The sequence below is a fragment of the Flavobacterium glycogeni genome (assembly GCF_048286775.1).
In the GTDB taxonomy this organism is placed as follows: Bacteria; Bacteroidota; Bacteroidia; order Flavobacteriales; family Flavobacteriaceae; genus Flavobacterium.
Map to the genome: position 1 here is coordinate 28851 of NZ_JBLVPV010000018.1, position 26899 is coordinate 55749.

The following is a 26899-nucleotide window of genomic DNA, read 5'->3' on the forward strand; positions in this document are numbered from 1 at the left end:
ATAGAAGCTTAAATTTTTAATCCTTACATAGTAAACAAGAATGAAAATTTTCATAGATTTTACGGCTTTGGTTGGGATTTTTTTATTGCTTTCTTGCAGTAATATTGATCGCAATGACGGGGACGGGGAAGTGATAAAACCTTCAAATCTTTCGGTTTCAGCAACAGTAGCTGGTGCAACGGCACAAAATCCAAATGGAGATGGTAGCGGGACAGTTAATTTTAACATCAGTGCAACTAATGCCACTTCCTATAAAATTTTACTTGGTAATGGAGAAACTAAAGAGCTAACAAATGGAAGTTTTACTTACACCTATACAACAGCGGGGACTAATACCTATGTTATATATGTGTCAGCATATAATTCAGGACAATTTGTTTCTTCCACTATTTCAGTAACGGTTTTCGTGGGCTCTGTTTTAGTTTGGTCGGATGAGTTTAATGTCAATGGAGCACCCGATAGTTCAAAATGGGGTTATGATTTAGGTGCTGGTGGCTGGGGAAATGACGAATCCCAGTATTACACGAACAGACCGGAAAACGTAATTGTTCAAGATGGTTTGTTGAAAATTAAAACGCTAAAAGAAAGTTTCAGCGGAAGCAATTATACTTCGGCTCGAATTCTTACAAAAGATAAATTTTCTTTCAAATACGGAAGAGTAGAAATTAGAGCAAAATTGGCTTTGGGTGCTGGGACTTGGTCCGCTTTATGGATGTTAGGTAGCAATATAAATACTGCCAGTTGGCCTGCTTGTGGAGAAGTTGATATTATGGAACATGTTGGCAACAGCCAAAACAGAGTTCATGGATCCTTGCATTCTCCGGGACGTTCAGGAAACACACCAGATACCAGTACGGTTATGGTTCCTAATGCTTCCACAGAGTTTCACGTTTATGCTATAGATTGGTCAGCAGCATCAATTAAGTTTTACGTTGATAATCAGTTGTTTTATACGTTTTCAAATTCGGCTAGTTTTCCTTTTAATCAAAATTTTTTCTTAATCATAAATTGTGCAATGGGAGGAAATTTTGGTGGAGCAATAGATCCTAACTTTTCGGCTTCCACTTTTGAGGTAGATTATATTAGGGTTTATAATTAATTATGTTTTTGTTAGGTTTTGTTAGGTCTTCATTGGGGGCTTCTATTTGTAAGTTGGATAGAAGCTCTAATGAAGAATATGAATTTAAAATAAAAAAATGAAGCAGTCAAAGAAAATAATTATTTCGATAGTTTTCATTCTAATGGGGGCTTTTTCCAATGCGCAAACATTGAAAGTGATGACGTATAATATTCGTTTAGATGTAGCCAGTGATGGAGAGAATGATTGGAATCATCGTAAAGATTATTTCACTTCACAAATTCAATTTTACAATCCTGATATTTTTGGTGTCCAAGAAGCAAGACCCAATCAAGTTGTTGATATTTCAACTTCACTTTTGGAATATAATAATGTAGGTATTGGAAGAGACGGAATAGGGCAAGGAGAATCGTCCAATATTTTTTATAAAAAAGAAAGGTTTACGGTTAAAGAAAGCAATACGTTCTGGCTTTCTGAAACGCCGGATAAAATTTCAAAAGGTTGGGACGCTGCTTACAATAGAGTTTGTACATATGCGCTGTTCAAGGATTTGAAAACAAAACAACTATTTTGGGTTTTTAATACACATTTGGATCACATTGGTGTAGCCGCCAGAACCAAAGGAATACAATTAATTCTTTCGAAAATTAAGGGATTAAACACTAAAAATTATCCCGTGATTCTTATGGGCGATTTAAACTCAGAGCCTAAAGAAGACAGAATGATAATGCTTAAAAAAGCAATGGATGATTGCCGAGATGTTACACATGAAAAACCTTTTGGTCCTTATGGAACATTCAACAATTTTAAACACAACGAACCCGTAACTAAATTGATAGACTATATTTTTATTTCGAAGAATAGTATTTTGAAAGTAAAAAAATATGCCGTTTTGAGCGATTCAAAAGACTTGAAATACCCATCAGATCATTTGCCGGTTTATGTTGAAATAAACTTGAAATAAATTATGAACACTATAAAACACACTATGAAATTTTTAGTTGTACTAACCCTCACGCTGCTTATGTCAAAATGCTCTCCGTCTGGAGACACTGTTGGCCCAGTTCCAACGCCGACTCCGCCGGTAGCAGTAACAAATGAAATGGATTTTTGGTTGACAAAAGGCAATCAAAGTGTGGCGCTTCAAAAGCAAACATCAATTTTAGCATTTGGTACAACCTATAATAATTATGCTAATATCGAGGTTGATGATGCTAAAACGTTTCAAACAATCGATGGTTTCGGATATACTTTAACGGGAGGAAGTGCCCAGGTTATAAATCAATTAAACGCACAAAAGAGACAAGAATTATTAAAAGAATTGTTTGGTGCCAATGACAATTCCATTGCAATAAGCTATCTAAGAATTAGTATTGGTGCTTCAGATTTGAATGCAACGCCATTTACTTATGACGATTTACCAAGCGGACAAACGGATGTAAATCTGGACAATTTTAGTTTGGCACCAGATAAAACGGATTTGATTCCAATGCTAAAAGAAATTGTGGCAATTAATCCAAATATTAAAATCATGGCAACTCCATGGTCACCACCAGTTTGGATGAAAGACAATAATGGTTTTGTAGGTGGAAGTTTGAAACCAGAGTATTACGCAGTTTATGCAAAATATTTTGTAAAATACATTCAAACAATGAAAGCCGAAGGAATCACCATTGATGCCATTACACCTCAAAACGAACCGTTGCATCCGGGCAATAATCCAAGTATGTTGATGATTGCATTGCATCAGGCTGATTTTATAAAAAATCATTTAGGTCCTGCTTTCAAGGCTGCAAATTTGTCAACCAAAATTGTGGCGTATGACCATAATTGCAACAAACCCGAGTATCCAATTGCAGTGCTGAATGATCCAGCAGCGAATCCTTATGTTGACGGTTCTGCATTTCATTTGTACGAAGGGGATATAAGTGCTTTGTCAACAGTTCATAATGCTTTTCCTAATAAAAACATCTATTTTACGGAGCAATACACGTCTTCTACAGGAAGTTTTGATGGTGATTTGAAATGGCATGTCAAAAATGTAATTATCGGTTCGATGCGAAATTGGAGTAAAACAGCATTAGAATGGAATTTAGCGAATAACGCTTCTTTTGGACCAAACACTCCAGGCGGTTGCACTACTTGTAAAGGCGCACTAACAATAAACAGCAGTGATAGTTTTACAAGAAATGTAGGATATTATATTATTGCTCATGCTTCTAAATTTGTCCCTGCAAGTTCTGTGAGAATTGCTAGTAACCTTAGTGGCAACTTGAACAATGTGGCTTTTAAAACACCTAACGGAAAAAAGGTTTTAATTGTTGAAAATGATGGAAACACATCCGAAATTTTTAATATTAAATACAATGGAACTTGGGTTACAACATCATTGGAAGCGGGTTCGGTAGGAACCTATATCTGGTAAAATAACATCTATACATACTACTTACATCATGAAAAAAATAATAACAACAGCACTTTTGGCAGTATCTTTTTTTGCCATAGCACAACAAAAAAACAAAACAAAACCAGTGTCTTTTTCTACAAAAGATAAGACAGTTACTGTTTATACTTCTGCTGATGGTACGAATTTAAGATTGTCAAAAACTGATAATCTGCAATTCACGGATTTAAAGCAACCTCTTGAAACGCAACTGTGTGTTTTTGTGAATCCAAGCAAAACCTTTCAGACATTTTTGGGTATTGGTGGAGCAATAACGGATGCGAGTGCTGAGGTTTTTGCGAAATTAACCAAAGAAAGTCAACAAGAATTCTTAAATGCATATTACGACAAAGAAAAAGGAATTGGGTATTCAATAATAAGAACTAATATTCACAGTTGTGATTTTAGTTCGGGAAGTTACACTTATGTAGATGAAGGTGACGCAGCGCTAAAAAGTTTCAATATTGAGCATGATAAAGAATTCAGAATTCCATTAATAAAAAAAGCAATTGCAACGACAGGAGGTAAGGCTACAGTATATGTAAGTCCATGGAGTCCGCCAGCTTTCATGAAGGATACAAAAAACATGCTGAGAGGCGGTAGATTATTACCGGAATTTTATCAGTCTTGGGCAAATTATTATGTAAAATTTATTAATAGCTACCAGAAAGAAGGAATTCCAGTTTGGGGATTAACGATTCAAAATGAGCCAATGGCTACTCAAACCTGGGAGTCTTGTATTTATACGGCTGAAGAAGAACGTGATTTCCTGAAAAAATACCTGGGACCAACATTGAAAAAAGCAGGGTTTGGTGATAAGAAAATAATAGTTTGGGATCATAACAGAGATTTACTGGCTCAAAGAGCGAGTACAATTTTAGATGACCCGGAAGCTAATAAATATGTTTGGGGAATTGGTTTTCATTGGTATGAAAGCTGGAGCGGAGGAAGCTCAATGTTTGAAAATGTTGGAAAAGTAAACGAAATGTATCCTGACAAAAACTTGATTTTCACGGAAGGTTGTGTTGAAAAATTTGACACTAAAAAATTGCAACTTTGGGCAAATGGAGAACGATATGGGGAATCTATGATTCATGATTTTAATAACGGAACAGTAGGTTGGACAGACTGGAATATTCTTTTGGATGAAAATGGAGGTCCAAATCATGTGGGTAATTTTTGTTTTTCGCCTATACATGGCAATACAAAAACAGGGGGATTAATCTATACGCCTTCCTATTATTTTATTGGTCATTTCTCTAAATTTATTGGGAAAAGTGCAAAAAGAATTAGCAGTGTTGCCAGTCAAAGTTATTTAATGACTACTTCTTTTTTAAATCAGGACGGAAAAGTAGTAACGGTTGTTATGAACAAAACGGACAAGAAACTGAAGTATAGTTTGTGTATTGGAACAAAAGCAACTGAAGTTTCTATCCTGCCTCACGCTATTCAAACATTAATATATTAATTATGAAAAAAATAACGTTCAGTTTGCTTTTTGTTATTTCTTCATTTGTAAGTTTTTCACAACAAAAAACAGTAGACCAAAAAGTGAATGCTTTGCTAAAGCAAATGACACTTGAAGAGAAAATTGGACAACTCAATCAATATACGGGAAATAATCAGGCAACTGGACCCATAACCATAAATCCAAATAAAGAAACCGAAATTAAAACAGGTTTAATTGGTTCGATGTTGAATGTTATAGGGACTAAATATACCCGCCAATATCAAGAATTGGCCATGCAATCCCGATTGAAAATCCCTTTGTTATTTGGTCAGGATGTTATTCACGGTTATAAAACTACTTTTCCTATTCCATTGGCGGAAGCTGCGAGCTGGGATTTAGAAGCGATGGAACTTTCGGCAAGAATCGCTGCTGTGGAAGCTTCTGCGAGTGGAATTCACTGGACGTTTGCGCCCATGGTTGATATTGCTCGTGATCCGCGTTGGGGACGAGTAATGGAAGGAGCAGGAGAAGATACCTATTTAGGTTCGAAAATTGCCTACGCCAGAGTCAAAGGTTTTCAAGGAAATTTGGGCGATGTTAATTCTGTGATGGCTTGCGTGAAACATTTTGCTGCTTACGGAGCTGCTGTTGGAGGAAGAGATTACAACTCAGTTGATATGAGTGAAAGAATGCTTTGGGAAACGTATTTGCCTCCTTTCAAATCAGCTTTGGATGCAGGAGCGGCTACTTTTATGAATTCGTTTAATGATATCAACGGAATCCCGGCAACAGGGAATAAATACCTGCAAAGAGACATTCTTAAAGGGAAATGGAATTTTCAAGGTTTCGTAGTTTCCGATTGGGGTTCAATAGGAGAAATGGTCAATCACGGATATTCAAAAGACAATAAAGAAGCTGCATTACAAGCCATAACTGCAGGAAGCGATATGGATATGGAAAGCAATGCATATCGATACCATTTAGCGGAATTAGTTAAAGAAAACAAAGTGCCAATTGCCTTGATTGATGATGCCGTAAAAAGAATTTTACGCAAGAAATTTGAATTAGGACTTTTTGAAAATCCTTATAAATACTCCAATCCGGAAAGAGAGCAAGCTGCGTTGAACAATCCGGAGCACAGAAAAGTAGCCAGAGATATTGCAGCAAAAAGTATCGTTTTATTGAAGAATGATAAAAACATTTTACCACTTTCTAAAGACACAAAAAAGATAGCTTTTATTGGACCTTTGGTTAAAGAACACAAGCAAAACATGGGTTTTTGGGCAGTGGAATTGCCAGGGCTGGATTATGACAAACAAGTTGTTTCCCAATGGGAAGGTGTACAAAATAAAATAGGGAATTCAACTAAATTGCTTTACGCCAAAGGTTGTGAAATTGAAGGTGATAATAAGGATGGTTTTGCGGAAGCAATTGCTGTTGCCAATCAGGCCGATGTTGTAATCTTGAGTATTGGTGAAAGAGCTGATATGAGTGGTGAAGCTAAAAGCCGCAGCAATATTCATTTACCTGGCGTTCAGGAAGAATTGGTAAAAGCGATTCAAGCGACTGGAAAGCCAGTTGTAGTTTTGATTAACGCCGGAAGACCGCTTATTTTTAATTGGACTGCAGATACTATTCCTGCAATTGCTTACACGTGGTGGTTGGGCAGCGAAGCAGGAAATGCCATTGCTGATGTTTTATTTGGGGATTATAATCCTTCGGGGAAATTACCCATGTCTTTTCCTAGAGCGGAAGGTCAGATTCCTATTTACTACAATCATTTCAACACAGGAAGACCGGCTAAAAATGAAACGGAAATAAATTATGTTTCGGCGTATACCGATTTAAAAAACAGCCCTAGATTTCCTTTTGGCTATGGATTGAGTTATACTACTTTCGAATATTCTGATTTGACATTATCCAAAAATAAAATTAAAAGTGTTGAAAAGATTGTTGTTTCGTTAAATGTGAAAAATTCAGGAAAAGTGGCAGGTGAAGAAGTAGTTCAGTTGTATTTGAGAGACAAAGTAGGTTCAGTTGTTCGTCCGATAATTGAGTTGAAAGATTTTCAAAAGATAAAACTGAATGCGGGTGAAACTAAAGTGGTGAAATTTATCATAGACAAAGAAAAATTATCTTTTTACAATGCCGCATTAGAATGGATTACTGAACCAGGAGATTTTGATTTAATGATTGGTTCATCTTCGGCAGACATCCGTTTGAAAGACTCTTTCGAATTAGTGAAATAAATAAAAAACCAATCGACAGTATTCTTAGAAGTACTATCGATTGAGTTTTAAATGAAAAAAGTATTGACTCCAGATCTGTTTTCTAACGAACTTGTAGTTATGCTATTTAAATTAGGAACACAAATTTGATAAAAGGGAATTTAGTTTAGAAGTTGTTTTAAACTGAAAGCAAAAAATGATAAATTTTTAAAATTGTATGCTCCTTTATTTTCTTAAAAAAATGAACTAAATTGCGTCTTTCAAAGGGTATAATTTAATTACTAGATAGATCGCATGTTAAAAGCCATTTTAGATAACAAGGAAAATTATCAGCCGGGTTTGTCAATAGATTGTGTGATTTTCGGATTTCATGACAATCAGCTTAAAGTGTTATTGATCAAAACAAAGTACAGTGATAAATGGGCTTTGCCTGGAGGTTTTGTATCTGTAAACGAAGATATTGATCAGGCTGCAGTTACCGTTTTGCATGGTAGAACAGGACTAAAAGGAATTTTTCTAAGGCAGTTTTCCACATTCGGAGCTGCTAGAAGGTGTGATGTTGATTTTAGTAATGGTATTCTGGACTTTTACGGAATACCTTTAGACCAAGGAAAATGGTTTGCTAGCCGTTTTGTAACAGTTGGTTATTATGCCTTAGTTGATTTTTTAAAAACGATTCCGCAACCAGATGGAAAAAATGAAATTGTGGAGTGGATTGACCATAATGCAGTGCCGGAATTAGTTTTAGATCACAGGCAAATTCTGGACAAAGCATTGGAAACACTTCGTATGGAATTGAATTTAATGCCAGTAGGATTTAATTTGCTTCCTAAAAAATTTACCATCCCGGAACTACAAAAACTATATGAAACTATATTGGGTAGAAAACTCGACCGAAGAAATTTTCTGCGCAAAATAACGGCAATCGGGATTTTGACCAAGCTGGACGAGAAGAAAAGTAATGTAGCCCATAAAGCTCCAAATTTATATAGTTTCGATAAAGAAAAATACGAAGAAGTCGTCAAGAACGGATTGACCCAAGGTTGGTGATTTAAAGAAAAAGGCATAAAAAAAACTCCATTATTTCTAATGGAGTTTTTTGTGGAGTGACAGAGATAGCAATCGAACACTTAATACCTGTTTTGACATTTTTTGACGCCTTAAAGTAAGCCCGTTAAACATTCAAATGCTAATTATAACAAAGTAATGTTCATAATTAGTCTTGTTTGTCTTTCCCAGACTTCATGGATTATACTAAAATTGGTTCGAGTCCTGTTCCCGCTACTAAGTATAAGCTTCAGAGAAATCTGGAGCTTTTTTTATTATATATTTCACTCTTTCTAACAAACTACATATTCCCTGAGAAGAACCACTCTAAAATTCATTCAGATTCAGATACCGCAAACAAAATCTCAGCAGTAAAAAGCAAACAATTTAATTTCATATAAATTTCAAAATGATTAAGTTGATTCGTATCGTCAAAAAAACAGGTAGAAAAAACAGCTAAAGTTTCAATTCCTTAAAACTGAACAAATCCGTCCTTATACAGTAGTATTTCAACAGGTAGAAATCCAAAAATATTTTTGTAACAGCCTTTACAAATCAGACTCTTAAAAAAAATCCTTAAGTTATTTTTTTATATAAATTAATAAATCATTTAGTTAATCATTTCTTAATCCCTTAAGAAAGTCATCAGTATTACTATAAATTCGCCTTATCAATTCGTATGAAATAAGTTATGTTTTTAAAAAAACTAATTACCATGATATCCCAAAACAAATCTTAAAAATAACTTTTATATTAAAAAATTGATTTATACAACACTTTTAAATATTGCGATTTTCCAGGGAATAGTCTTAGGTTTAATTATTTTAAAGTCTTCCTTATTCAATAGTAAATCAAATAGATATCTGGCAGGCTTACTATTTGCACTTTCAATCGTTTTACTAAATTATGTTTTTGAAATTGAAGATGTGTTTACATCCTATCCCTTATTACGCTTTATAGACGCTATCGATTGGATATTTCTATTACCTGTTTTCACATTTCTGTTTATTATAAACCGCATTGATGATTCGGTAAAAAACAAACAAAAAACTTATTTGTGTTATATTCCATTTGCCTATAACAGTATTCTTAATATTACAGTCTGTCTTGACAATGTAGCAGGAATTTATAAAATTCCTGAGTCCTACATGTACCTAATCAATATACTTCAGCTGATTCAGCTTTTACTGGCCGTTACCATCATCCTGTTTCTACCTCTTTACTCTTATTTTATGATAAGGTATTTAAAAGACCCTCAAGAGAAAAAATGGGTTATTACCTTATTAACTATCATGTATTTGCTATTATTTGTCTGGCTAACTACTTATTTGGTTGGTCTGTTTTTTCATTCAGACATTTCCTCTACTATGAGTGGTCTGGCTTTATCGGCAACATTCATAATGCACTGGACAGCTTACATAGGCATTTACAAATACAAACTGGCCAAAAACAAAGATGCTATCTACAGTTTTCTAAATAAAGATTTAGCTATTTCGCATACCAATCTGCAAATTGTAGAAAATAATACGCCCGAAGAATATAGGGAATCTATCACGGCAGACAATCTTTATTTTCAAAAACTAGAACTTCTTTGCAAAGATCAGCACATTTATACTGACAGCACATTAAACAGAGAAAAAGTCGCTGAAAAACTAGGCATAAGCGCGGGATATGTTTCACAAATTATAAACACGATAACAGGAGACAACTTTGCCCATTACATCAATCAATACCGGGTTGAAGCTGTCAAGGAAATGATCTCAAATTCTGAATATGAAAACTATAATTTGCTGGCGATGGGATTAGAATCTGGGTTTACTTCAAAAACGACTTTTTATAAAGCCTTTAAAAAAGTTACTGGTCAGACACCAAATGAATATAAAAACAACAGCAAATAAGTACCGATTTATCCATTTTTAAGCTTTTGAAACCTTTTCTAGTTTTTCGTATGCCAATTTTGCACTTAAATAATTCAAATCACTTTTTATGAAAAAATTTTTATTGCTAGCTGTTGTTACAGTTTTAGGATTTGCAAATGTTAACGCCCAAGAAATTAAATTTGGCGCTAAAGGAGGTTTAAACTTTGCATCTATCAGCGGAGATAATACCAAAGGTATTGGTGCCGTAACATCATTTAATTTTGGTGTTTTATCAGAAATTCCCATTTCAGATAAATTTTCTTTTCAACCAGAATTAATGTATTCCGGTCAGGGATATAGTTTCAATGATAATACAATTGCCTTAAGTTATCTGAACATTCCTTTAATGGGAAAATATTATTTAACAAAAGGATTGAGTGTTGAGGCCGGACCGCAAATAGGTTTTTTACTTTCTGCTAAAAATGAAAAGACAGATGTAAAAGATTCGTTTAATACTTTTGATTTTGGTGTTAATTTTGGCTTAGGCTATAAACTTGACAACGGACTTAATTTTGGTGTAAGATATAATCTGGGATTAACTGACATTAATAATTTAGATAATTATTCTGGTAAAAATAAAAATGGAGTACTTCAATTATCTGTTGGTTATTTCTTTTTCTAAAACTTAATAATTAAAAATCACTTTTTATGAAAAAAAACTTTTTACTACTTATCCTTTTGTTTGCCTTTTATTCTGTGAATGCTCAAAATGAAACTGATGCAAATCCTTATCAGAAAAATAATGAAATTAAGTTAAATGCGATTGCTCCTTTATGGCAATCTTTTCAGGTTGGTTACGAAAGACATTTAAATCATAATTCGTCATTAGGGCTTTCTTTTTATTATGTGTTTGACAATACAAAGAATGAAAAAGATTTAAATTATTCAATATCTCCGTATTACAGAAGATATTTTGGTAAAAAATACGCATCAGGCTGGTTTGTTGAAGGATTTGGAATGCTGGCTTCAACAGATGGCAAAAAAATATACGCTTCAGAAGATCATTCAATATATACCGAAAATCCCGACGTTATTAATTTTGCTCTCGGTGCCGGCGGAGGCTGGAAATGGGTCAGTAAAAGCGGATTTCTTTTTGAAGCAAATGTTGGTTATGGCGGTATATTATTCAATGCAGATAAAACAGACCATACTATTGGTGCTAAATTTGGACTGAGTGCTGGATATAGATTTTAATACCATTTATGTTTCAATCTAAAAAAGAATTCAAATTCTTGTTGCAACTTTATAAAAATCTTCAATAAATTGGTTAGATATTTTAATGCTTCCCGCTACTCTAAAAAAAAACAAAGCCACTGTCTTTCAGTGGCTTTGTTTGTGTTATCGGTAAAGTTTTAATACTTCACAAAAAGTATACAAGATTGTTTTTTTTGGGGTAAATCGAGATCTGTTTTTTTGAGACAGTAAAATTTAGCTAGGTAATATTAATATATGAAAGTATATTGAAAAAAAAAGCCACTGTCTTCCAGTGGCTTTATTTGTCTTTATGTGGGCGATGAGGGGTTCGAACCCCCGACCCCCTCGGTGTAAACGAGGTGCTCTGAACCAGCTGAGCTAATCGCCCTAATGCAATTTAGTTACTTTCGTTTCCGTTATTGCGTGTGCAAATATACGCCACTTTTCTAGATTTGCAAGTAAAAATCAAAAAAATTATAAAATTTCTGCTACGACAAAGGTGCTTCCGCCAATGTATATAAAATCAGATTTTGCAGCGTTTTCAATTGCTTTTTGATAAGCTTCTGAAACAGAAATATATACTTCGCCTTTTAGTTCGAAAGTTGCTGCTTTTTGTTTTAGAATTAGAACATCCAGCCCGCGAGGAATATTGGGTTTACAGAAATAATAATTTGCTTTTTTAGGGAATAAAGGCAAAATTTCATCTAAATCTTTGTCATTTACTACTCCCAAAACAATATGTAAAGTATCAAAATCTTCTTTTTGTATTTGTTTTAAAACAATTTCCAGTCCGTTTTTGTTGTGTGCCGTGTCGCAAATAACTTTTGGGAACTCATTCAATTGTTGCCACCTTCCTTGAAGTCCGGTGTTTTTTACCACATTTAATAAACCGGATTTTGTATTTTCCGGAGTGATTTTAAATTCGTTCTGACTATTTAAAACAGAAACAGTTTGTAATACCGTCTTTTTATTGTGTATTTGATAATCGCCAATTAAATCAGAAGGATAGGTTTCTGAAACTAAATTAGAAGCAAAATAGATTTCTGAATTGCATTCTTTGGCTTTTGCCAAAAAAACAGGTTTGGTTTCAGGAGTGTATTCTCCAATAATTACGGGGATATTTGGCTTTATGATTCCCGCTTTTTCAAAAGCGACAGCTTCAAGTGTGTTGCCCAAAAATTGCGTGTGATCCAATCCTATATTGGTAATAACCGAAACTAATGGAGTGATGATATTAGTGGCATCTAATCTTCCGCCCATACCCACTTCAATAACGGCGATGTCTACTTTTTCTTTGGCAAAATAATCGAAGGCTAATCCAACGGTCATTTCGAAAAAACTCATGTCGTTTGATTCGAAAAAACTTTTGTGTTCATTGATGAAATCAGTAACAAATTCTTCAGAAATATCTTTTCCGTTAATTTTTATACGTTCCCGGAAATCCTTTAAATGGGGTGAAGTATATAACCCAACTTTATAACCCGATTCTTGAAGTATGGATGCCAACATGTGCGAAGTGGAACCTTTTCCGTTGGTTCCCGCAACATGAATACACTTTATTTTTTCTTGTGGATTGTCAAGATGAGCTATGAGTAAATGCGTGTTGGTTAAATCTTTTTTATAGGCCGAAGCGCCCTGAAGTTGGTACATCGGGAGCTGGTTAAACATCCAATTTATGGTTTCCTGATAGTTCATTTTTGTAATAAAATAGTCGTTGTTTAAAATATTTCTCGATTTTTTTAGTTTAATAGTACATCGAAAAGTATCTTTAGTGCAAAATTGAAATAATTTTTAGAATTAATGATTAAAATACAATAATATTATATGTTTAGTTTTATACAATTACAGGCCGACACCATTACCAACGCTGCTTCAAACGTAGTTATTGAAAAAATTGCTCCAAATACCGAAATATCCACTTTAGGATTCCTTTTAAAAGGTGGTGTGTGGCTTATCCCAATCGGGATTCTATTATTTTACACTTTTTATCTGATTATTGAACGCTATTTGTATATCATTAAAGCATCAAAAATTGATACTCTTTTGATGCGCGATGTGCGCGATAATCTAAATTCAGGAAATCTTGATTTGGCTCGATCTATTGCAGAAAGAAACAATACCGCTTCGGGAAATATTGTAAGAGAAGGGATTCTGGTTATCGGGAGACCAATTATTGAGATTGAATCCAATATGGATCGTGCTGCAGATATCGAAATAGGAGGGATGGAAAAGCATTTAGGTCATTTGGGACTTATTGCGGGAATTGCGCCTACACTTGGATTTATTGGAACTATTTCAGGAGTAATTAAAATATTTTATAGTATTTCGGTAACTGAAAATATTAGTATTGGTAACATTTCCGGAGGATTGTATGAGAAAATGATCAGTAGTGGTGCTGGATTAATCGTTGGTATTATTGCGTATAGCGGATATCATTTATTAAACGGCAAGATTGATAATTTTGCTTTAAAAATTCAAAAACAAATATTAGAGTTTGTAAATATTATTCAAAGATCGTAACATGTCTATAAAACGAAAAAGAAGATTTCATGCCGAGGTGGCTACTTCGTCATTAAGTGATATTATGTTTTTCTTGTTGTTGTTTTTCTTGATTATATCAACGTTGGCCAATCCTAATGTTATCAAAATGACATTGCCAAAAGCCAAATCTAACGAGAAAACAAACAAGCAATACATCAGTTTATCTGTTACTGAGGATAAAAAATTCTACATAGACAAGCAAGCGGTTTCATTTGAAGAACTCGAAACGGCTTTGATGTCTAAGATGAATTCAGAGAAAGATCAAACAGTTATTGTGAGAATTCCATTTAACTTGCAAGTACAAGATTTAGTTGACGTACTGCAAATAGGAGTGAAGAATAATCTGAAGTTTGTGATTGCTACCAGTCCCAAGTAACTGTCATTGCGAGTTTTTACGAAGCAATCGCATCATTTGGGTGTGACCACAATAGAAAAAGGGGCTAATCAACACTAAGCTGATTAGCCCCTTTTTCTATTGCGGTCGGGCTATCCGCAGTACTTCGGTACTTGCTCCAAATGAAATTCACTGAACTCCTATGAGAAAAAATATAATGTGAAGTAATCCCTCACGCAAATTCGTAAACCACCAAATGTATAGTGCAAAGCACATAGCCTTAACTGTCATTGCGAGGAACGAAGCAATCCCAGTTGTTGCTCCCGTTATGCGATGGCGCCCGTTCCTCGCAATGACAAAATCCATTACTAATTTGTTCCAACCCAGGGAAAGATGTTATGAAAAATAGAGCTGTAACCTAGCCCCGATGGGAGTGGCATCCTTTTTTATAAGGTGATTTTTCTTCACCTTATAAAAAGATAGAACGTACAGCGGGACAAGTGTTGTTAAAAAACGAAAAAGTGGTGCTCCTAATTGTTTTAATTCAAATTGAAATTGTAAACAATCTTACCGACTTGTTTTTCTGGGGCATCACTGCTCGCATCCCATCTTGTGTTCATCGCAGCAATTCTGGCTTGATCTAATAAACATTTTGCAGTATTTGTTGTTCCTTTTACGCCGGCAACTGCATTTACAGTCCTTCCGGTTCTGTCAACAGAAACTTCTACTACGACTTTTCCTTGTTCGTTGCAAGTGTATTTTGGTGCGGGTTTAGATAATGCTTTTCTGTTTCCTAACGAATATCCAACTCCTCCGCCAGAACCACTTCCGGTTCCTCCACCGCTTCCGGAGCCATATCCGCTGCCAGTTCCTATTCCAGTTCCAGTTCCGTTTCCTCCGCCAGTTCCTCCACCGGAACCACCCGTTCCATAATAACCGTTAGAACTCAAGCTTCCGTTAGCTTTTCCTTTGTTTCCGGCTGCTTTGTCATCGCCATCGCCGCCTTTATTAGAACCTTTTAATATACTGGATAAAGCATCATTTGTATTATTAGAAACTTTAGGTTTTACAACCACTGGTTTTGTTTCTTCTTTTACAACTACTGTTGGTTTTTTAGTTTTTTCTTTCGGCGGAATCACAACACTTTCTTCAGTGCTATTTTCTTGAGATAAAATAGCTTCCTCCGGAGTTGATTTTGCAGGCGTTTGTCTGGTTTGATTTTTTACTTCCAAAACTTCACTTTTATAATTTGCTCCAGAACCGAAATCGCTGTCGCCAAAATTTACGGTAACGCCACCGCCACCTCCGCCGCCAGCAAGTTCATCCATGTTTGCAGGTGGCCAAAATCGGATGAAAAATAAAATTAACAACATTGTCGCATACAAAAGAATGGATAGTGCTAAGGATTTCTTTTGATCTGATGAAATGGTGGAACTCATTTGTATTTTAAATTTTAAAAAGTGTATTACTAAAAAACGTTGAAAAGTACTAAAAATTGTTAAGAGTAAAAAGCTACTGCCGTAATATAACACGGTTAACACATGAGTTTTTAAAATAACCGCAGATCCGCAAATTTATTTTTTGAAAACTTGAATTTTGAGATTTTAGAGAAACTAATTTACTTCGTCAGTTCGCTTCACTCGTGTGTGGGAATTCCGCTTAAAGTGGTTAATTTTAGATAGAAATTTTCATTAAAATCAACGAATTAGCGGTAAAAACTACCTTTTCGCTTAAAACTAGAAATGAGAAAAGGGATTAAATAGATTTTAAAATCTGCTTAATCCCTTTTCCGATAAATATAAAGAATGCTATTTTATTTTAAGTAAGCTGCTTCAATGCGATTTCAAAAGCAGTAGCACTAATATTTGTTTTACTTGGATTCAAATTATGTGCTTTTTCAATTGCTTTTTTAATGATTTCCGAAGTGTCTTGGAAAATAGCTTCATCTGTCATTTGTACTTTCTTTTCCATGAAGTAAGCAAAAACACGCGCCATACCACAATTAGAAATAAAGTCAGGAATTAAACTCACTTTATGATCTACATCTTCCATAATTGGACCAAAAAAGATTTCTTTGTCGGCAAAAGGAACATTCGCACCACAAGAAATTACTTCAAGACCGTTAGCAATTAAGCTGTCAATTTGAGATTGAGCTACTAATCTGGAAGCGGCACATGGAGTGAATATTTCAGCGCCAATTGTCCAGATTTTTTGATTGATTTCTTCAAAAGGAATCATATTTTCGGCAACCAGTTTGTTTCCGTCTTTTGCAAGGAATAAGGCTCTTATTTCTTCAAAAGTGAATCCATCTTCGTTGATTAATCCACCATCTCTGTCGATGATACCAATTACTTTAGCACCCATTTCGGCTAAGTAAAAAGCAGCAGCTGAACCTACATTTCCAAAACCTTGTACGATTGCTTTCTTCCCTTTTACGTCTCCACCATAAATAGTGTAATAATTACGAACGGCTTCGGCAACGCCATAACCGGTAATCATGTCAGCAATAGTATATTTTCTGGAAACATCAGGAGAGAATTTTGGATTTTCAATCACTTTCACCACACCTTGACGCAATTGTCCAATTCTGTTGATTTTGTCCGCTTCGGTTGGTTTGAAGTGACCGTTAAAAACACCTTCTTGCGGATGCCAAACGCCACATTCTTCCGTCATTGGAATCACTTCGTGAATTTCATCTACATTCAAATCACCGCCAGTTCCGTAGTAACTTTTCAATAAAGGAGAAACGGCTTTATACCAACGTTGTAAAACGCCTTTTTTTCTTGGATCATTTGGATCAAAATTAATTCCGGATTTAGCACCGCCAATAGCAGGTCCAGAAACCGAAAATTTCACTTCCATAGTTTTTGCCAAAGACAAAACTTCATTCATATCCAAGCCTTTTCTCATACGAGTTCCACCACCGGCTGCACCACCACGAAGGGAATTGATGACAGTCCATCCTTCAGCTTCGGTTTCGGCATCTTTCCAATGGAAAACTATCTCAGGTTCCTTATTTTCGAATTTCTTTAATAAATCTTTCATTTATTGCGATATGTTTATTTTTGACAAATATAAAAAATAGAATAATGCGAATTATGTGTTTCTGGAATAATTTCGGACAATAATTTTTACTGGCCTAATAAATTCTTTTTAAGATTTTCACCCACAGGATTGTCCGACAACCAAATTCCAAAGAATGCTTTTTTGAAATCAAATCCTGCTATTTTGCCTTTTAATTTATCGTTTTTGTAAACCCAAACAGAAGTGTCAGTAGGATTATAAATCAAATTAAAAACATCATTCTCTACAATTTCATCGCTTAACATACCTTTAAGTTGTTCCATTCTTGGTAATAATGTATCAAGAATATCTTTAGAAGACAGTTCAAAACCTTTATTTAAATTTCGGGTTAATTTACCTGATGAAACCATTGAAGAGGTGATTTGTATTCTGATAGCCATTTCAGTATCACTATCAATAATATCTTTTGCATCTTGAGAAAGTGTTGTTAAGTATAATGCTTGAACGTATACTTCGATCATCATTTTTGATCTGGTTCCAAATCCGTTAAGCTGAAGCGTTTTATTTTGGAATTTTATTTCTCTTGGAACAATAACACCATTAACATCAAATTGGGTTTGCGCTGTAGTGATATTGGATTGAATAAGTAAAAACAGTGTAAATAAGGGTAATAAGATCTTTCTCATGAGTTGTGTAGGTTTAAAATTTTTGGCAAAATTAGTCTTTTTAAGCGATGAGGAAAATATAGTTTAGTTAAAATGTTTCAATTATCATAAACGACTCCTGAACTGTGATCAGTTTTGGCACCAGTAACGCTTGATAAGACATTAATTTCACCTCTAAGTTTTAAAACGCCGAGTAAAGCAAAAATCAACGCTTCTTTGAATTCCAGGATTTTAGTTGACGGAATAATAATTGTCATTTCCGGTAAATGAAATTGAATGCGCTCCATAAGAAAATCATTGTAAGCGCCGCCGCCAGTGATAAAAAGGCTTCCGTTTTTATTTGGCAAAGCCAAAGCAATTTGCAATGCCACATGCTCCGTAAAAGTACATAATTTATCTTCAATTGGAATGGAATAGCTGCCGATAATTGGTAAAACTGTTTCTTTTACAAATTCAAAACCCAATGATTTAGGATGTTTCTTTTGATAAAAATCCAAAGCATTTAATTCATTCAATAGGTCTTCGTTACAAATTCCGGTTCTTGAAATACTGCCTTTGTCATCATAGTCCAAACCCAATTGATTCGCATAAAAATTCAAAACGGTATTTACAGGCGAAATGTCAAAGGCGATTCTTTTGTTGTTTTGTTCAAAAGAGACATTCGAAAAACCACCTAAATTCATACAGTAATCGTATTCAGAAAATAAAATTCGGTCGCCAATAGGAACCAAAGGAGCGCCCTGACCGCCAAGTTGTACATCCTGAACTCTGAAATCACAAACTACAGTTTGGTTAATTAAAGCCGCGATTTCGGGTAAGTTGCCAATTTGTAAAGTAAATCCGTTTTGTGGTTGGTGTAGAATAGTATGTCCGTGGGAACAAACGGCATCGAGATTTTTTATTTCGTGTTTTTCGATAAAACCAGAAATAATGGTAGCCAGAAGTTGGGTGTAGTCTTGATTTAATTTTTCGAGAGCAGCTTCAGAAAAACCTACCGCTATTTTCAATTTGTTTAACCAATCAATGCTATACGAAACGGTTTCGGATTCCAAGATTTGAAATTCCCATTTATTATTTTTTACAGTAAAGACAATATGCGCCAAATCTACTCCATCGAGAGAAGTTTCAGACATAACACCGATAATGGTATACTTTTTTTTAAACATTGGCTAAATTTACGAAATCGTTTGAAATCTGATTTTTAATAATTACTTTTGTCGACAAATTTAAGAACATTTAATTTACTATAAAAATATGGATTTTAATCTGACTGAAGAGCATTTAATGATTCAACAAGCGGCACGAGATTTCGCAAATGCTGAATTGTTAGCTGGAGTTATAGAAAGAGACGAACATTCAAAGTTTCCTACTGAACAAGTGAAAATGATGGCTGATTTGGGTTTCATGGGAATGATGGTCGATCCTAAATATGGCGGATCCGGTTTAGATAGTATTTCGTATGTTTTGGCTATGACCGAAATTTCAAAAGTTGATGCTTCTGCTGGAGTAATTATGTCTGTAAATAATTCATTAGTTTGTGCCGGTATAGAAAAATATTGCAATGAAGAGCAAAAAATGAAATATTTGGTTCCACTTGCAAAAGGGGAAGTGATTGGAGCATTTTGTCTATCAGAACCAGAAGCGGGTTCAGATGCCACTTCTCAAAAAACAACTGCAATAGATAAAGGAGATCATTACTTATTAAATGGTACTAAAAACTGGATAACCAATGGTTCTTCGGCATCTACCTATATTATAATTGCTCAAACGGATATTGAAAAAGGACACAAAGGAATCAATGCTTTTATCGTTGAAAAAGGTTGGGCCGGATTTGATATTGGACCAAAAGAAAAGAAAATGGGAATCCGTGGATCAGATACGCATTCTTTAATGTTCACTGATGTAAAAGTTCCAAAAGAAAACCGAATTGGAGCTGATGGATTTGGGTTTAATTTCGCAATGTCAGTTTTAAATGGCGGAAGAATCGGTATTGCATCTCAAGCATTGGGAATTGCAACCGGAGCTTTTGAATTGGCATTGAAATATTCACAAGAAAGAAAAGCTTTTGGGAAAGAAATTTTCAAACACCAAGCAATCGCTTTCAAATTAGCGGATATGGCTACTCAAATTATGGCTGCAAAAATGCTAGTTTTGAAAGCAGCTTCTGAAAAAGATGAAGGGAAAGATATTTCACAATCAGGCGCCATGGCTAAGTTGTTTGCTTCGCAAACCGCTATGGATACTACAATTGAAGCTGTTCAAATTCACGGTGGAAATGGATATGTAGCTGAATACCATGTGGAACGTATGATGCGTGATGCTAAAATTACTCAAATTTATGAAGGAACTTCTGAAATACAAAGAATTGTAATTTCAAGAACATTAGTTTCATAAATAAAATTCATAAGATTTTATAAACCCTTTCAAGTTCTGATTTGAAAGGGTTTTGTTTTTCTGCTTTGGGTGTAGAGCCTTATGGAAGAATTGGTACTGGAATAGCGGAGTTGATTACGGCAATTTTGATTTTAATACCAAAAACTTCACTTTTTGGAGCTATAATGGGTTGTGGCGTTATGGTTGGTGCGATTTTTGTTCATCTGTTCGTACTTGGGATTGAAGTGAAAAATGATGGTGGTACACTTTTTATTTTGGCACTAATTACCTTTCTTTGTTGTGCTACTTTAGTTTTTAAGGATAGAAATAAAGTAATGAATTTGTTGAATTAAAACTTAAATATGCTAATACCTTCTATAAATAATAGTTTAAACGAACTAATTGATTTGCTGAATCAATTGTCACAAAATGAATATTCAAATTCTTGTGCAGAATTAAGTAATGCAACTATAGGAGAGCATACAAGGCATATTATAGAGATGTTTCAGTGTTTAGAAAATCAATATGATTCAGGTCTTGTGAATTATGATAAAAGAGAACGAAATACTTGTATTCAAACGGATACCGATTTTGCTATTGAAAATATTGTGTTGATTCAACAAAATTTAGATAAAAAAAATAAAAACATCGAGTTGTTGCAAGTTATTGATGGAGAGGAAATTCGAATTGAAAGCAACTATTTCAGAGAATTACTGTATAATTTAGAACATTGTATTCATCATCAGGCGCTTATAAAAGTGGCTATTTTACAATGTGAAACAGTGACAATTGATTCTAATTTTGGTGTTGCACGATCTACAATAGAATATAGAAAACAATGTGCACAGTAAGTTTTGTAACAACGAATGATAAAATTATCATTACCTCCAATCGGGATGAAAAAACAGTAAGACCGAGTGCAATACCTCCAAGAAATTATACCGTAAACGGAAAAAATCTTATTTTTCCAAAAGATCCAAAAGCGGGAGGGACTTGGTTTGTTGCTAATACAGACGGAACAATTTTGGTGCTGTTAAATGGTGCCGACGAAAAGCATGAAGTGCAACTTCCCTATCGAAAAAGCCGTGGTTTGATTGTTTTAGATATGATCAGCAGCTTTTCGCCAAAGGATTTCTGGACCGAAATTGATTTGGAAAACATAGAACCTTTTACGTTAGTTTTATTTCAAAATAACGCTCTTTTTCAATTGCGCTGGAACGGAAAAGAAAAAGAAACAACTCCTTTGGATATTCGTGAAAATCATATTTGGTCTTCGTCAACATTGTATCCATCAGCGATTCGTGAAAAACGTGCCAATTGGTTTCATGCTTTTATGGATGACAATTCTGAAATTTCTGAATCAAAAATGCACGATTTTCATCGCTATACCGAAGAGGGGAATGATGAAAACGGTTTGGTTATCAATAGAAATGACGAGATGAAAACGTTAAGTATCACGCAATCGGTTATTGAAAAAAATAAAGTAGCTATATTGCATTACGATTTGATTGCACAGCAGGATTTTTCTACCTCATTTATCACCGTTTAAAAAAAAAATATATTGACCCGAGTTATGACGAACAGGCGAAGCAAACTATTTTTTCATAAAATTACGCATTGGGAATATTGGCCCTTCCAGATTGTTTATATTCCTATTTATTTTTTATGGTCCTATTATTCCATCAAGGCAAAATCCATTTTTTTCTTTAATGCCTCTAATCCAACCATAAAAAATGGCGGGTTTATAATGGAGTCCAAAAAAGAAATTTACGATTTGATTCCACAACAATATTATCCAAAAACGGAATTAATAAAAGAAGGAACTGTTCTTGAAGAAATTTTAAATTCTATTGAAGAAGCAAAAATAAAATACCCTTTGATTGCAAAGCCAGATATTGGACTGCGAGGATCGGGGGTTAAAAAAATTAATACGATTGCCGATTTAAAAGGATATGCTGACAAAGCAAATTTCGATTATGTAGTGCAGGATTTAATTCCTTACGAGAACGAAGTTGGAATTTTTTATGTGCGTTATCCTCATGAAAAAGCCGGCAGAATTACAGGAATCGTTTCTAAAGAATTTCTCATCATTACCGGAAATGGGTTCTCTACCGTAGAAGAATTGATCAAAGAAAATCCTCGATACGAACTGCAATTAAAGGTTTTGAAACAGGAATACGGAAGAAAACTACTCGATATTCTTCCAAAAGGAGAAAAATTGAATTTGGTGCCTTATGGAAATCATGCAAGAGGTGCAAAATTCATTGACGGAAGCCATTGGATAACATCAAAATTGACGCAAACCATTAACGAAATGTGTCTGCAAATTCCTGGTTTCTACTTTGGCAGATTGGATGTGATGTACAATACAATTGAAGAATTAGAACAAGGATTAAACTTTTCAGTCGTGGAGTTGAATGGCGCTGCAAGTGAACCCACACATATTTATGATCCAAAGCATTCTTTGCTTTTTGCATGGAAAGAACTCGCGCGTCACATTACGTATATGTATGAAATAAGTGTGGCAAACCATAAAAATGGAGCTCCGTATTTACTGCATAAAGATGGTATGAAGGAATATAGAATGCATTTGGAACAAAGCAATAAAATTGTAAATTTCTAAAATCATGAAGGCATTAAAGAACATTTTTGTTGGTTTTTTAGTGAGCTTTGTCGGTTCGATACCCTTAGGATATTTGAATGTTATTGGTTTTGAAATTTATTCAAAACTAGGGATGAACAGTTTGATTTTCTTTTTGTTAGGAGTGATTTTCGTGGAGATGTTTGTGATTTATTTTACTTTAATTTTCGCAAAGCAACTGGTCAATAATAAAAAATTAATGAAGATCATTGATTTTTTTTCCGTTTTCTTTCTGTTGATTTTAGGCTATTCTTTTTATGCTCATTCCAATCAAACAATAGAGCAACAAGGAATTTTAGAGAAATATGCGATGTATTCTCCTTTCCTGATTGGCGTGTTTTTGAATTGTATCAATTTCCTTCAATTGCCATTTTGGACAGGTTGGAATCTCTATTTGATGAATGGGAATTATATTTCCATTGTAAATAAGCTAAAACAGTATTATATTGCAGGGACTTTAATAGGTACATTTCTTGGAATGCTGACTTTAGTTTTGATATTAAATGCCTTATCTCAAAACACAACCGGCTTTTCTAAATATGTAATGCCAGTAATAATTCCGTCATTTTTTGTGGTTTTGGCTCTTGTCCAAATGGGTAAAGTCTACAAGAAATATTATCGAAAAAGAATCGAAACATAAAAGTTTAATGCTAATTCACATTTGTCTTTATCAACAATAATCCACTTTAATTATGAAAAAAATTTTTCTGTTACTTCCATTTCTTTTCTTGTGTTGTAAACCAATTACTTCGGTTGTAAATGAGACCGCAACAAGTTATCCGTCGTCAATTGCGTATAAAGTAAAAGAAAATGATGTTGCCGAAACATTGAAATATTTAGCTTCGGATGAATTGGAAGGCAGAGAAACCGGTACAATAGGAATGGTAAAAGCTGCGGATTATTTGGAGCAGTTTTTTAAGAATAACAATGTTAAGCCTTATTTCAAGTCGTATCGCGATACGTTATCAACTTTCAAGGAACCAGCTTTTAATATTGTAGGTTTTATTGAAGGAAGCGACCCAGTTCTTAAAGATGAATTTATAATTCTAAGCGCTCATTACGATCATATTGGTTTGGGTAAAAAAGGTGTAAATGGAGATTTCATAAACAATGGTGCGAATGATGATGCTTCAGGAACAACTGCAGTTGCTGAAATGGCGAAATATTTTAGCATCGCCAAAAATAATAAGCGAAGTATTCTTTTTGTGTTTTTTGCAGGAGAAGAAAAAGGGTTGTTAGGGTCTAAACATTTAGCCAAAAAACTGAAAGCACAAGATTTTAAATTGTACGTCCAGTTCAATATTGAAATGATTGGTGTGCCAATGAAAAGAGATTATCTAGCTTATATTACTGGTTTTGATAAATCCAATATGGCGGGTAAAATCAATGAATATACCGGAAAAAACACGATTGGTTTTCTTCCAAAAGAAGCTGAATTTCAATTGTTTTACAGATCAGATAACTTTTCTTTTTATGATGTTTTCAAAGTGCCTTGTCAATCTGTGAGTACGTTTGATTTTGAAAATTTTGAATTTTACCATCATGTTTCGGATGATTTCAAAGCGATGGATATTCCCCACATGACTTCCTTTATTCAGGAATTATTGCCTGCTGTAACGCAAATGGTAAACACGCCGACACAAGAAATCATAATGCTTAAATAGTTTAAGAAACGGCCTGTTTCATATCGTACGCCAAAATAAAATAGTCATTATTGTTGAATTGAAAATCCCCAATAATGGTCCATTTTAATTTTTCGGTATGCGCCTTGGTTGATGGGATATTAATTTTGTTGATGAAAGTCAAACTCAATGGGTATTTTTGCACCATGTGTGTTCTCATGAATTCAAACAGTGGCGTTATCAATCCTTTTCCTCGATATTCCTTGTGAATGCAAATAGGACCATATTGAAAACTATTGGTTGTGGTAATTTCAAAATCTAAAAAGGTCAGGTCGGAAAACAATGAACTCATGTAATTGAAAATGGGCCATTGTTTGAAAAAATCCCAACTTCCTGCAAAAATGTAAGCAATGATTTTGGTATTGTCTTTGGCAATAAATAAGTCGTTTTCATTGATAACTTCGGTTAGTTGCTGTATTGTAAATGGCGTGGTAACAAACCCGGAAGCTTTTTCTTCTTCGGATAAATTAGCTACAAGATACAATTCCTGTAATGCCAATACGCCATCAATGTCACTCATTTTTGCAGTTTCAAATTGTATGCTCTCTGTCATTTTTTTTTGGAATTCAGATGTTAATTTACTTTGTCAAAAATAAGTAAAATTATAGGGATTTTTAATTTTTATTGTGGCAACAATCCTTTGCGTAAAGCGCTACTTTTTTACTGTTTTTGTTTATTTTTGTTTCATGAAAAATATCATCATCACAGGAACGAGTAGGGGAATAGGATTTGAGTTGGCATTGCAATTTGCCAATGCAGGACACCAAGTATTAGCCATTTCCAGAAAAATCCCTCAAGCTTTATTAGGGAACGAAAATATCACGTGTCTTTCAGTTGATTTATCCAATGAATCTGAATTGGAAAAAGTAAGCGGTTTTCTTTCCAAGTCTTGGAAACAAATAGATGCAGTCATTCATAACGCAGGTAGTTTATTGTTGAAACCCTTTTCAGAAACCACTCAGGAAGATTTTGAAAATATCTATAAAGTCAATGTTTTTGGAGTCGCTAATTTAACTCGAATTTGCCTTCCTTATTTACAAAAAGGAAGCCACGTAGTAACGATAAGTTCTATGGGCGGGATTCAGGGAAGTTTGAAGTTTGCCGGATTGGCAGCTTATAGTTCCAGTAAAGGTGCTGTTATTACGTTGTCAGAGTTGTTAGCAGAAGAATACAAAGAGCGTGGGATTTCTTTCAATGTTTTAGCTTTGGGTTCTGTTCAAACAGAAATGCTGGCGGAAGCTTTTCCAGGTTACCAAGCACCAATATCAGCGGGTGAAATGGCCAATTATATTTATGATTTCACTTTGACTGGAAATAAATATTTCAATGGCAAAGTGCTGCAAGTTTCTTCTACTAATCCGTAATAGGTTATTCGTTACGTGTTGTTTGTTAGACGTTATACGTTAAACGGCTATTCCAACACAGAACTCTTAACTTTTAAGTCTAACTCCTAACCTCCAACTACTTTGAGCGAAACCTTAGCCAGATACATTCCAGAGCATGCGGTAAAACCCGTTTTCGAACTTATTGTTGCCAATCAAGTACATCTTAAGATTGTTAACGAAAGGCAGACGCGTCATGGAGATTATCGAAAAGGGTTGAATGGGAAGCATGAAATCACGGTAAATTCAAATCTGAATAAATACAAGTTCTTGATTACGTTGATTCATGAAATTTCTCATTTGGTGGCTTTTGAAAAATTTGGGCGACATATCAAACCTCATGGGAATGAGTGGAAATATTCTTTTCAAAGGTTGATGATTCCCTACATTCGACCAGAAATTTTCCCGAATCACTTGTTGCCTTTGTTGGCTCGACATTTCAAAAATCCAACAGCCAGCAGCGACACTGATGCTACTTTGGCTTTGGCACTGAAACAATTTGACCAACAAAATGATAAAAACTATGTATTCGAAATTCCGTATGGTAGTGTTTTTCGAATCCAAAACGGAAAGATTTTCAAGAAAGTAGCGATAAGAACCAAGCGTTTTGAGTGCCTCGAAATGAGTTCTGGAAGAACCTATTTATTCAACCCAAATGCTGAGGTGGAGTTATTGAAATCAAGCTAGCTTTACTCTTTCAGATACGCTTCCCGTACTTTTATGAATACATTAGAAGAATAAACATATTCTATAATCACTTGGTTAATAGTTGCTTTTTCATGCATGTAAATGTGGAACAGGTGTTTTACGGTAATTTTATGTAAATTTTATCTTATATTTACAATATTGTCTCACCTTCATGTAAAACAATATAATCATGAAAAACCTACTATTCCTA

26 protein-coding genes and 1 tRNA gene are annotated in these 26899 nt (G+C 34.5%); 20 read left to right on the top strand and 7 right to left on the bottom strand.

Annotated elements, in window-relative coordinates; genetic code table 11:
• The first annotated feature begins 40 nt into the window (after window positions 1-40).
• The 9 genes from ACNQGX_RS13550 to ACNQGX_RS13590 all read left to right on the top strand — a co-directional run bounded on the left by ACNQGX_RS13550 (window position 41) and on the right by ACNQGX_RS13590 (window position 11359).
• Window positions 41-1099 (top strand): family 16 glycosylhydrolase, encoded by a 1059-nt coding sequence (locus ACNQGX_RS13550; protein WP_417977080.1) that lies wholly within the window; start codon window positions 41-43, stop codon window positions 1097-1099.
• A gap of 97 nt (window positions 1100-1196) precedes the next feature.
• Complete coding sequence (locus tag ACNQGX_RS13555; RefSeq protein WP_417977082.1) at window positions 1197-2042, top strand: endonuclease/exonuclease/phosphatase family protein; 846 nt, start codon at window positions 1197-1199, stop codon at window positions 2040-2042.
• Window positions 2043-2066: 24 nt separating this feature from the next.
• Window positions 2067-3503, top strand: coding sequence for a glycoside hydrolase family 30 protein (locus tag ACNQGX_RS13560; RefSeq protein ID WP_417977084.1), 1437 nt, complete (start codon window positions 2067-2069; stop codon window positions 3501-3503).
• A 28-nt stretch (window positions 3504-3531) separates the two neighbouring features.
• Entirely contained in the window at window positions 3532-4989 is a 1458-nt protein-coding gene (locus ACNQGX_RS13565) for a glycoside hydrolase family 30 protein (RefSeq protein ID WP_417977086.1), read from the top strand.
• 2 nt (window positions 4990-4991) lie between these two features.
• Window positions 4992-7220, top strand: coding sequence for a glycoside hydrolase family 3 N-terminal domain-containing protein (locus ACNQGX_RS13570; protein WP_417977088.1), 2229 nt, complete (start codon window positions 4992-4994; stop codon window positions 7218-7220).
• 273 nt (window positions 7221-7493) lie between these two features.
• Window positions 7494-8249 carry an NUDIX hydrolase gene (locus tag ACNQGX_RS13575; protein ID WP_417977090.1) on the top strand — a complete coding sequence of 252 codons (756 nt, stop codon included), beginning with the start codon at window positions 7494-7496 and terminating at the stop codon, window positions 8247-8249.
• A 758-nt stretch (window positions 8250-9007) separates the two neighbouring features.
• Window positions 9008-10144: a helix-turn-helix domain-containing protein gene (locus tag ACNQGX_RS13580; protein ID WP_417977092.1), complete on the top strand. Its 1137-nt coding sequence runs from the start codon at window positions 9008-9010 to the stop codon at window positions 10142-10144.
• An 88-nt stretch (window positions 10145-10232) separates the two neighbouring features.
• The gene (locus tag ACNQGX_RS13585; protein WP_417977094.1) at window positions 10233-10787 is read left to right on the top strand and encodes a porin family protein; all 555 of its coding nucleotides are present in this window, start codon (window positions 10233-10235) and stop codon (window positions 10785-10787) included.
• 26 nt (window positions 10788-10813) lie between these two features.
• Complete coding sequence (locus ACNQGX_RS13590; RefSeq protein WP_417977096.1) at window positions 10814-11359, top strand: DUF3575 domain-containing protein; 546 nt, start codon at window positions 10814-10816, stop codon at window positions 11357-11359.
• Window positions 11360-11672: 313 nt separating this feature from the next.
• Here the strand turns inward: ACNQGX_RS13590 and ACNQGX_RS13595 are convergent.
• Window positions 11673-11747, bottom strand: a tRNA-Val gene (locus tag ACNQGX_RS13595).
• Window positions 11748-11833: 86 nt separating this feature from the next.
• Entirely contained in the window at window positions 11834-13054 is a 1221-nt protein-coding gene (locus ACNQGX_RS13600) for a bifunctional folylpolyglutamate synthase/dihydrofolate synthase (protein WP_417977097.1), read from the bottom strand.
• 129 nt (window positions 13055-13183) lie between these two features.
• Between ACNQGX_RS13600 and ACNQGX_RS13605 the strand changes: the two genes are divergently transcribed.
• Window positions 13184-13879: a MotA/TolQ/ExbB proton channel family protein gene (locus tag ACNQGX_RS13605; RefSeq protein WP_417977099.1), complete on the top strand. Its 696-nt coding sequence runs from the start codon at window positions 13184-13186 to the stop codon at window positions 13877-13879.
• Between the two features lies 1 nt (window position 13880).
• Window positions 13881-14276, top strand: a complete 396-nt coding sequence (locus ACNQGX_RS13610; protein WP_417977101.1) for an ExbD/TolR family protein — start codon at window positions 13881-13883, stop codon at window positions 14274-14276.
• Between the two features lie 497 nt (window positions 14277-14773).
• On the opposite strand, the gene ACNQGX_RS13615 is transcribed toward ACNQGX_RS13610, so the two are convergent.
• The 4 genes from ACNQGX_RS13615 to ACNQGX_RS13630 all read right to left on the bottom strand — a co-directional run bounded on the left by ACNQGX_RS13615 (window position 14774) and on the right by ACNQGX_RS13630 (window position 19089).
• Window positions 14774-15673: an energy transducer TonB gene (locus tag ACNQGX_RS13615; protein ID WP_417977103.1), complete on the bottom strand. Its 900-nt coding sequence runs from the start codon at window positions 15671-15673 to the stop codon at window positions 14774-14776.
• A 379-nt stretch (window positions 15674-16052) separates the two neighbouring features.
• Window positions 16053-17279, bottom strand: coding sequence for a Glu/Leu/Phe/Val dehydrogenase dimerization domain-containing protein (locus tag ACNQGX_RS13620; protein ID WP_417977105.1), 1227 nt, complete (start codon window positions 17277-17279; stop codon window positions 16053-16055).
• A gap of 86 nt (window positions 17280-17365) precedes the next feature.
• Complete coding sequence (locus ACNQGX_RS13625) at window positions 17366-17944, bottom strand: chalcone isomerase family protein (protein WP_417977107.1); 579 nt, start codon at window positions 17942-17944, stop codon at window positions 17366-17368.
• 77 nt (window positions 17945-18021) lie between these two features.
• Window positions 18022-19089 carry an anhydro-N-acetylmuramic acid kinase gene (locus tag ACNQGX_RS13630; RefSeq protein ID WP_417977109.1) on the bottom strand — a complete coding sequence of 356 codons (1068 nt, stop codon included), beginning with the start codon at window positions 19087-19089 and terminating at the stop codon, window positions 18022-18024.
• Between the two features lie 88 nt (window positions 19090-19177).
• Here ACNQGX_RS13630 and ACNQGX_RS13635 point away from each other — a divergent pair, with 88 nt between their 5' ends.
• Genes ACNQGX_RS13635 through ACNQGX_RS13665 form a run of 7 tightly spaced genes read left to right on the top strand, consistent with a single transcriptional unit; the run spans window position 19178 to window position 24601 of the window.
• A complete protein-coding gene (locus ACNQGX_RS13635; RefSeq protein WP_417977111.1) occupies window positions 19178-20317 on the top strand; it encodes an acyl-CoA dehydrogenase family protein in 1140 nt (379 codons plus the stop codon).
• A 41-nt stretch (window positions 20318-20358) separates the two neighbouring features.
• Window positions 20359-20649, top strand: a complete 291-nt coding sequence (locus ACNQGX_RS13640) for a DoxX family protein (RefSeq protein WP_417977113.1) — start codon at window positions 20359-20361, stop codon at window positions 20647-20649.
• A 9-nt stretch (window positions 20650-20658) separates the two neighbouring features.
• Window positions 20659-21147 (top strand): DinB family protein, encoded by a 489-nt coding sequence (locus ACNQGX_RS13645; RefSeq protein ID WP_417977114.1) that lies wholly within the window; start codon window positions 20659-20661, stop codon window positions 21145-21147.
• A complete protein-coding gene (locus ACNQGX_RS13650) occupies window positions 21135-21845 on the top strand; it encodes an NRDE family protein (protein WP_417977116.1) in 711 nt (236 codons plus the stop codon). The genes ACNQGX_RS13645 and ACNQGX_RS13650 overlap by 13 nt, the downstream gene beginning before the upstream one ends.
• A gap of 24 nt (window positions 21846-21869) precedes the next feature.
• Window positions 21870-22919 (top strand): ATP-grasp domain-containing protein, encoded by a 1050-nt coding sequence (locus ACNQGX_RS13655; protein WP_417977155.1) that lies wholly within the window; start codon window positions 21870-21872, stop codon window positions 22917-22919.
• Window positions 22920-22923: 4 nt separating this feature from the next.
• On the top strand, window positions 22924-23577 hold the full coding sequence (locus ACNQGX_RS13660) for a hypothetical protein (protein WP_417977118.1): 654 nt from the start codon (window positions 22924-22926) through the stop codon (window positions 23575-23577).
• Window positions 23578-23629: 52 nt separating this feature from the next.
• On the top strand, window positions 23630-24601 hold the full coding sequence (locus ACNQGX_RS13665) for a M28 family peptidase (RefSeq protein WP_417977120.1): 972 nt from the start codon (window positions 23630-23632) through the stop codon (window positions 24599-24601).
• Between the two features lies 1 nt (window position 24602).
• Here the strand turns inward: ACNQGX_RS13665 and ACNQGX_RS13670 are convergent, their stop codons facing one another.
• Entirely contained in the window at window positions 24603-25172 is a 570-nt protein-coding gene (locus ACNQGX_RS13670) for a GNAT family acetyltransferase (protein ID WP_417977122.1), read from the bottom strand.
• 133 nt (window positions 25173-25305) lie between these two features.
• On the opposite strand from ACNQGX_RS13670, the gene ACNQGX_RS13675 reads away from it, so the two are divergent.
• Both ACNQGX_RS13675 and ACNQGX_RS13680 read left to right on the top strand, forming a co-directional pair.
• Window positions 25306-25983 carry an SDR family NAD(P)-dependent oxidoreductase gene (locus ACNQGX_RS13675; RefSeq protein ID WP_417977124.1) on the top strand — a complete coding sequence of 226 codons (678 nt, stop codon included), beginning with the start codon at window positions 25306-25308 and terminating at the stop codon, window positions 25981-25983.
• 102 nt (window positions 25984-26085) lie between these two features.
• On the top strand, window positions 26086-26688 hold the full coding sequence (locus ACNQGX_RS13680; protein ID WP_131916970.1) for a SprT-like domain-containing protein: 603 nt from the start codon (window positions 26086-26088) through the stop codon (window positions 26686-26688).
• The last annotated feature ends 211 nt before the right edge of the window (window positions 26689-26899 follow it).

What these genes read in the sequence shown, in the direction of transcription:
- ACNQGX_RS13565 (WP_417977086.1), top strand. Translation starts at nt 3,532, where the DNA reads ATGAAAAAAATAATAACAACAGCACTTTTGGCAGTATCTTTTTTTGCC.
- ACNQGX_RS13560 (WP_417977084.1), top strand. Translation starts at nt 2,067, where the DNA reads ATGAAATTTTTAGTTGTACTAACCCTCACGCTGCTTATGTCAAAATGC.
- ACNQGX_RS13645 (WP_417977114.1), top strand. Translation starts at nt 20,659, where the DNA reads ATGCTAATACCTTCTATAAATAATAGTTTAAACGAACTAATTGATTTG.
- ACNQGX_RS13670 (WP_417977122.1), bottom strand. Translation starts at nt 25,172, where the DNA reads ATGACAGAGAGCATACAATTTGAAACTGCAAAAATGAGTGACATTGAT.
- ACNQGX_RS13610 (WP_417977101.1), top strand. Translation starts at nt 13,881, where the DNA reads ATGTCTATAAAACGAAAAAGAAGATTTCATGCCGAGGTGGCTACTTCG.
- ACNQGX_RS13650 (WP_417977116.1), top strand. Translation starts at nt 21,135, where the DNA reads ATGTGCACAGTAAGTTTTGTAACAACGAATGATAAAATTATCATTACC.
- ACNQGX_RS13675 (WP_417977124.1), top strand. Translation starts at nt 25,306, where the DNA reads ATGAAAAATATCATCATCACAGGAACGAGTAGGGGAATAGGATTTGAG.
- ACNQGX_RS13605 (WP_417977099.1), top strand. Translation starts at nt 13,184, where the DNA reads ATGTTTAGTTTTATACAATTACAGGCCGACACCATTACCAACGCTGCT.
- ACNQGX_RS13585 (WP_417977094.1), top strand. Translation starts at nt 10,233, where the DNA reads ATGAAAAAATTTTTATTGCTAGCTGTTGTTACAGTTTTAGGATTTGCA.
- ACNQGX_RS13575 (WP_417977090.1), top strand. Translation starts at nt 7,494, where the DNA reads ATGTTAAAAGCCATTTTAGATAACAAGGAAAATTATCAGCCGGGTTTG.
- ACNQGX_RS13590 (WP_417977096.1), top strand. Translation starts at nt 10,814, where the DNA reads ATGAAAAAAAACTTTTTACTACTTATCCTTTTGTTTGCCTTTTATTCT.
- ACNQGX_RS13620 (WP_417977105.1), bottom strand. Translation starts at nt 17,279, where the DNA reads ATGAAAGATTTATTAAAGAAATTCGAAAATAAGGAACCTGAGATAGTT.
- ACNQGX_RS13555 (WP_417977082.1), top strand. Translation starts at nt 1,197, where the DNA reads ATGAAGCAGTCAAAGAAAATAATTATTTCGATAGTTTTCATTCTAATG.
- ACNQGX_RS13660 (WP_417977118.1), top strand. Translation starts at nt 22,924, where the DNA reads ATGAAGGCATTAAAGAACATTTTTGTTGGTTTTTTAGTGAGCTTTGTC.
- ACNQGX_RS13600 (WP_417977097.1), bottom strand. Translation starts at nt 13,054, where the DNA reads ATGAACTATCAGGAAACCATAAATTGGATGTTTAACCAGCTCCCGATG.
- ACNQGX_RS13630 (WP_417977109.1), bottom strand. Translation starts at nt 19,089, where the DNA reads ATGTTTAAAAAAAAGTATACCATTATCGGTGTTATGTCTGAAACTTCT.
- ACNQGX_RS13570 (WP_417977088.1), top strand. Translation starts at nt 4,992, where the DNA reads ATGAAAAAAATAACGTTCAGTTTGCTTTTTGTTATTTCTTCATTTGTA.
- ACNQGX_RS13550 (WP_417977080.1), top strand. Translation starts at nt 41, where the DNA reads ATGAAAATTTTCATAGATTTTACGGCTTTGGTTGGGATTTTTTTATTG.
- ACNQGX_RS13615 (WP_417977103.1), bottom strand. Translation starts at nt 15,673, where the DNA reads ATGAGTTCCACCATTTCATCAGATCAAAAGAAATCCTTAGCACTATCC.
- ACNQGX_RS13665 (WP_417977120.1), top strand. Translation starts at nt 23,630, where the DNA reads ATGAAAAAAATTTTTCTGTTACTTCCATTTCTTTTCTTGTGTTGTAAA.
- ACNQGX_RS13625 (WP_417977107.1), bottom strand. Translation starts at nt 17,944, where the DNA reads ATGAGAAAGATCTTATTACCCTTATTTACACTGTTTTTACTTATTCAA.
- ACNQGX_RS13655 (WP_417977155.1), top strand. Translation starts at nt 21,870, where the DNA reads ATGACGAACAGGCGAAGCAAACTATTTTTTCATAAAATTACGCATTGG.
- ACNQGX_RS13635 (WP_417977111.1), top strand. Translation starts at nt 19,178, where the DNA reads ATGGATTTTAATCTGACTGAAGAGCATTTAATGATTCAACAAGCGGCA.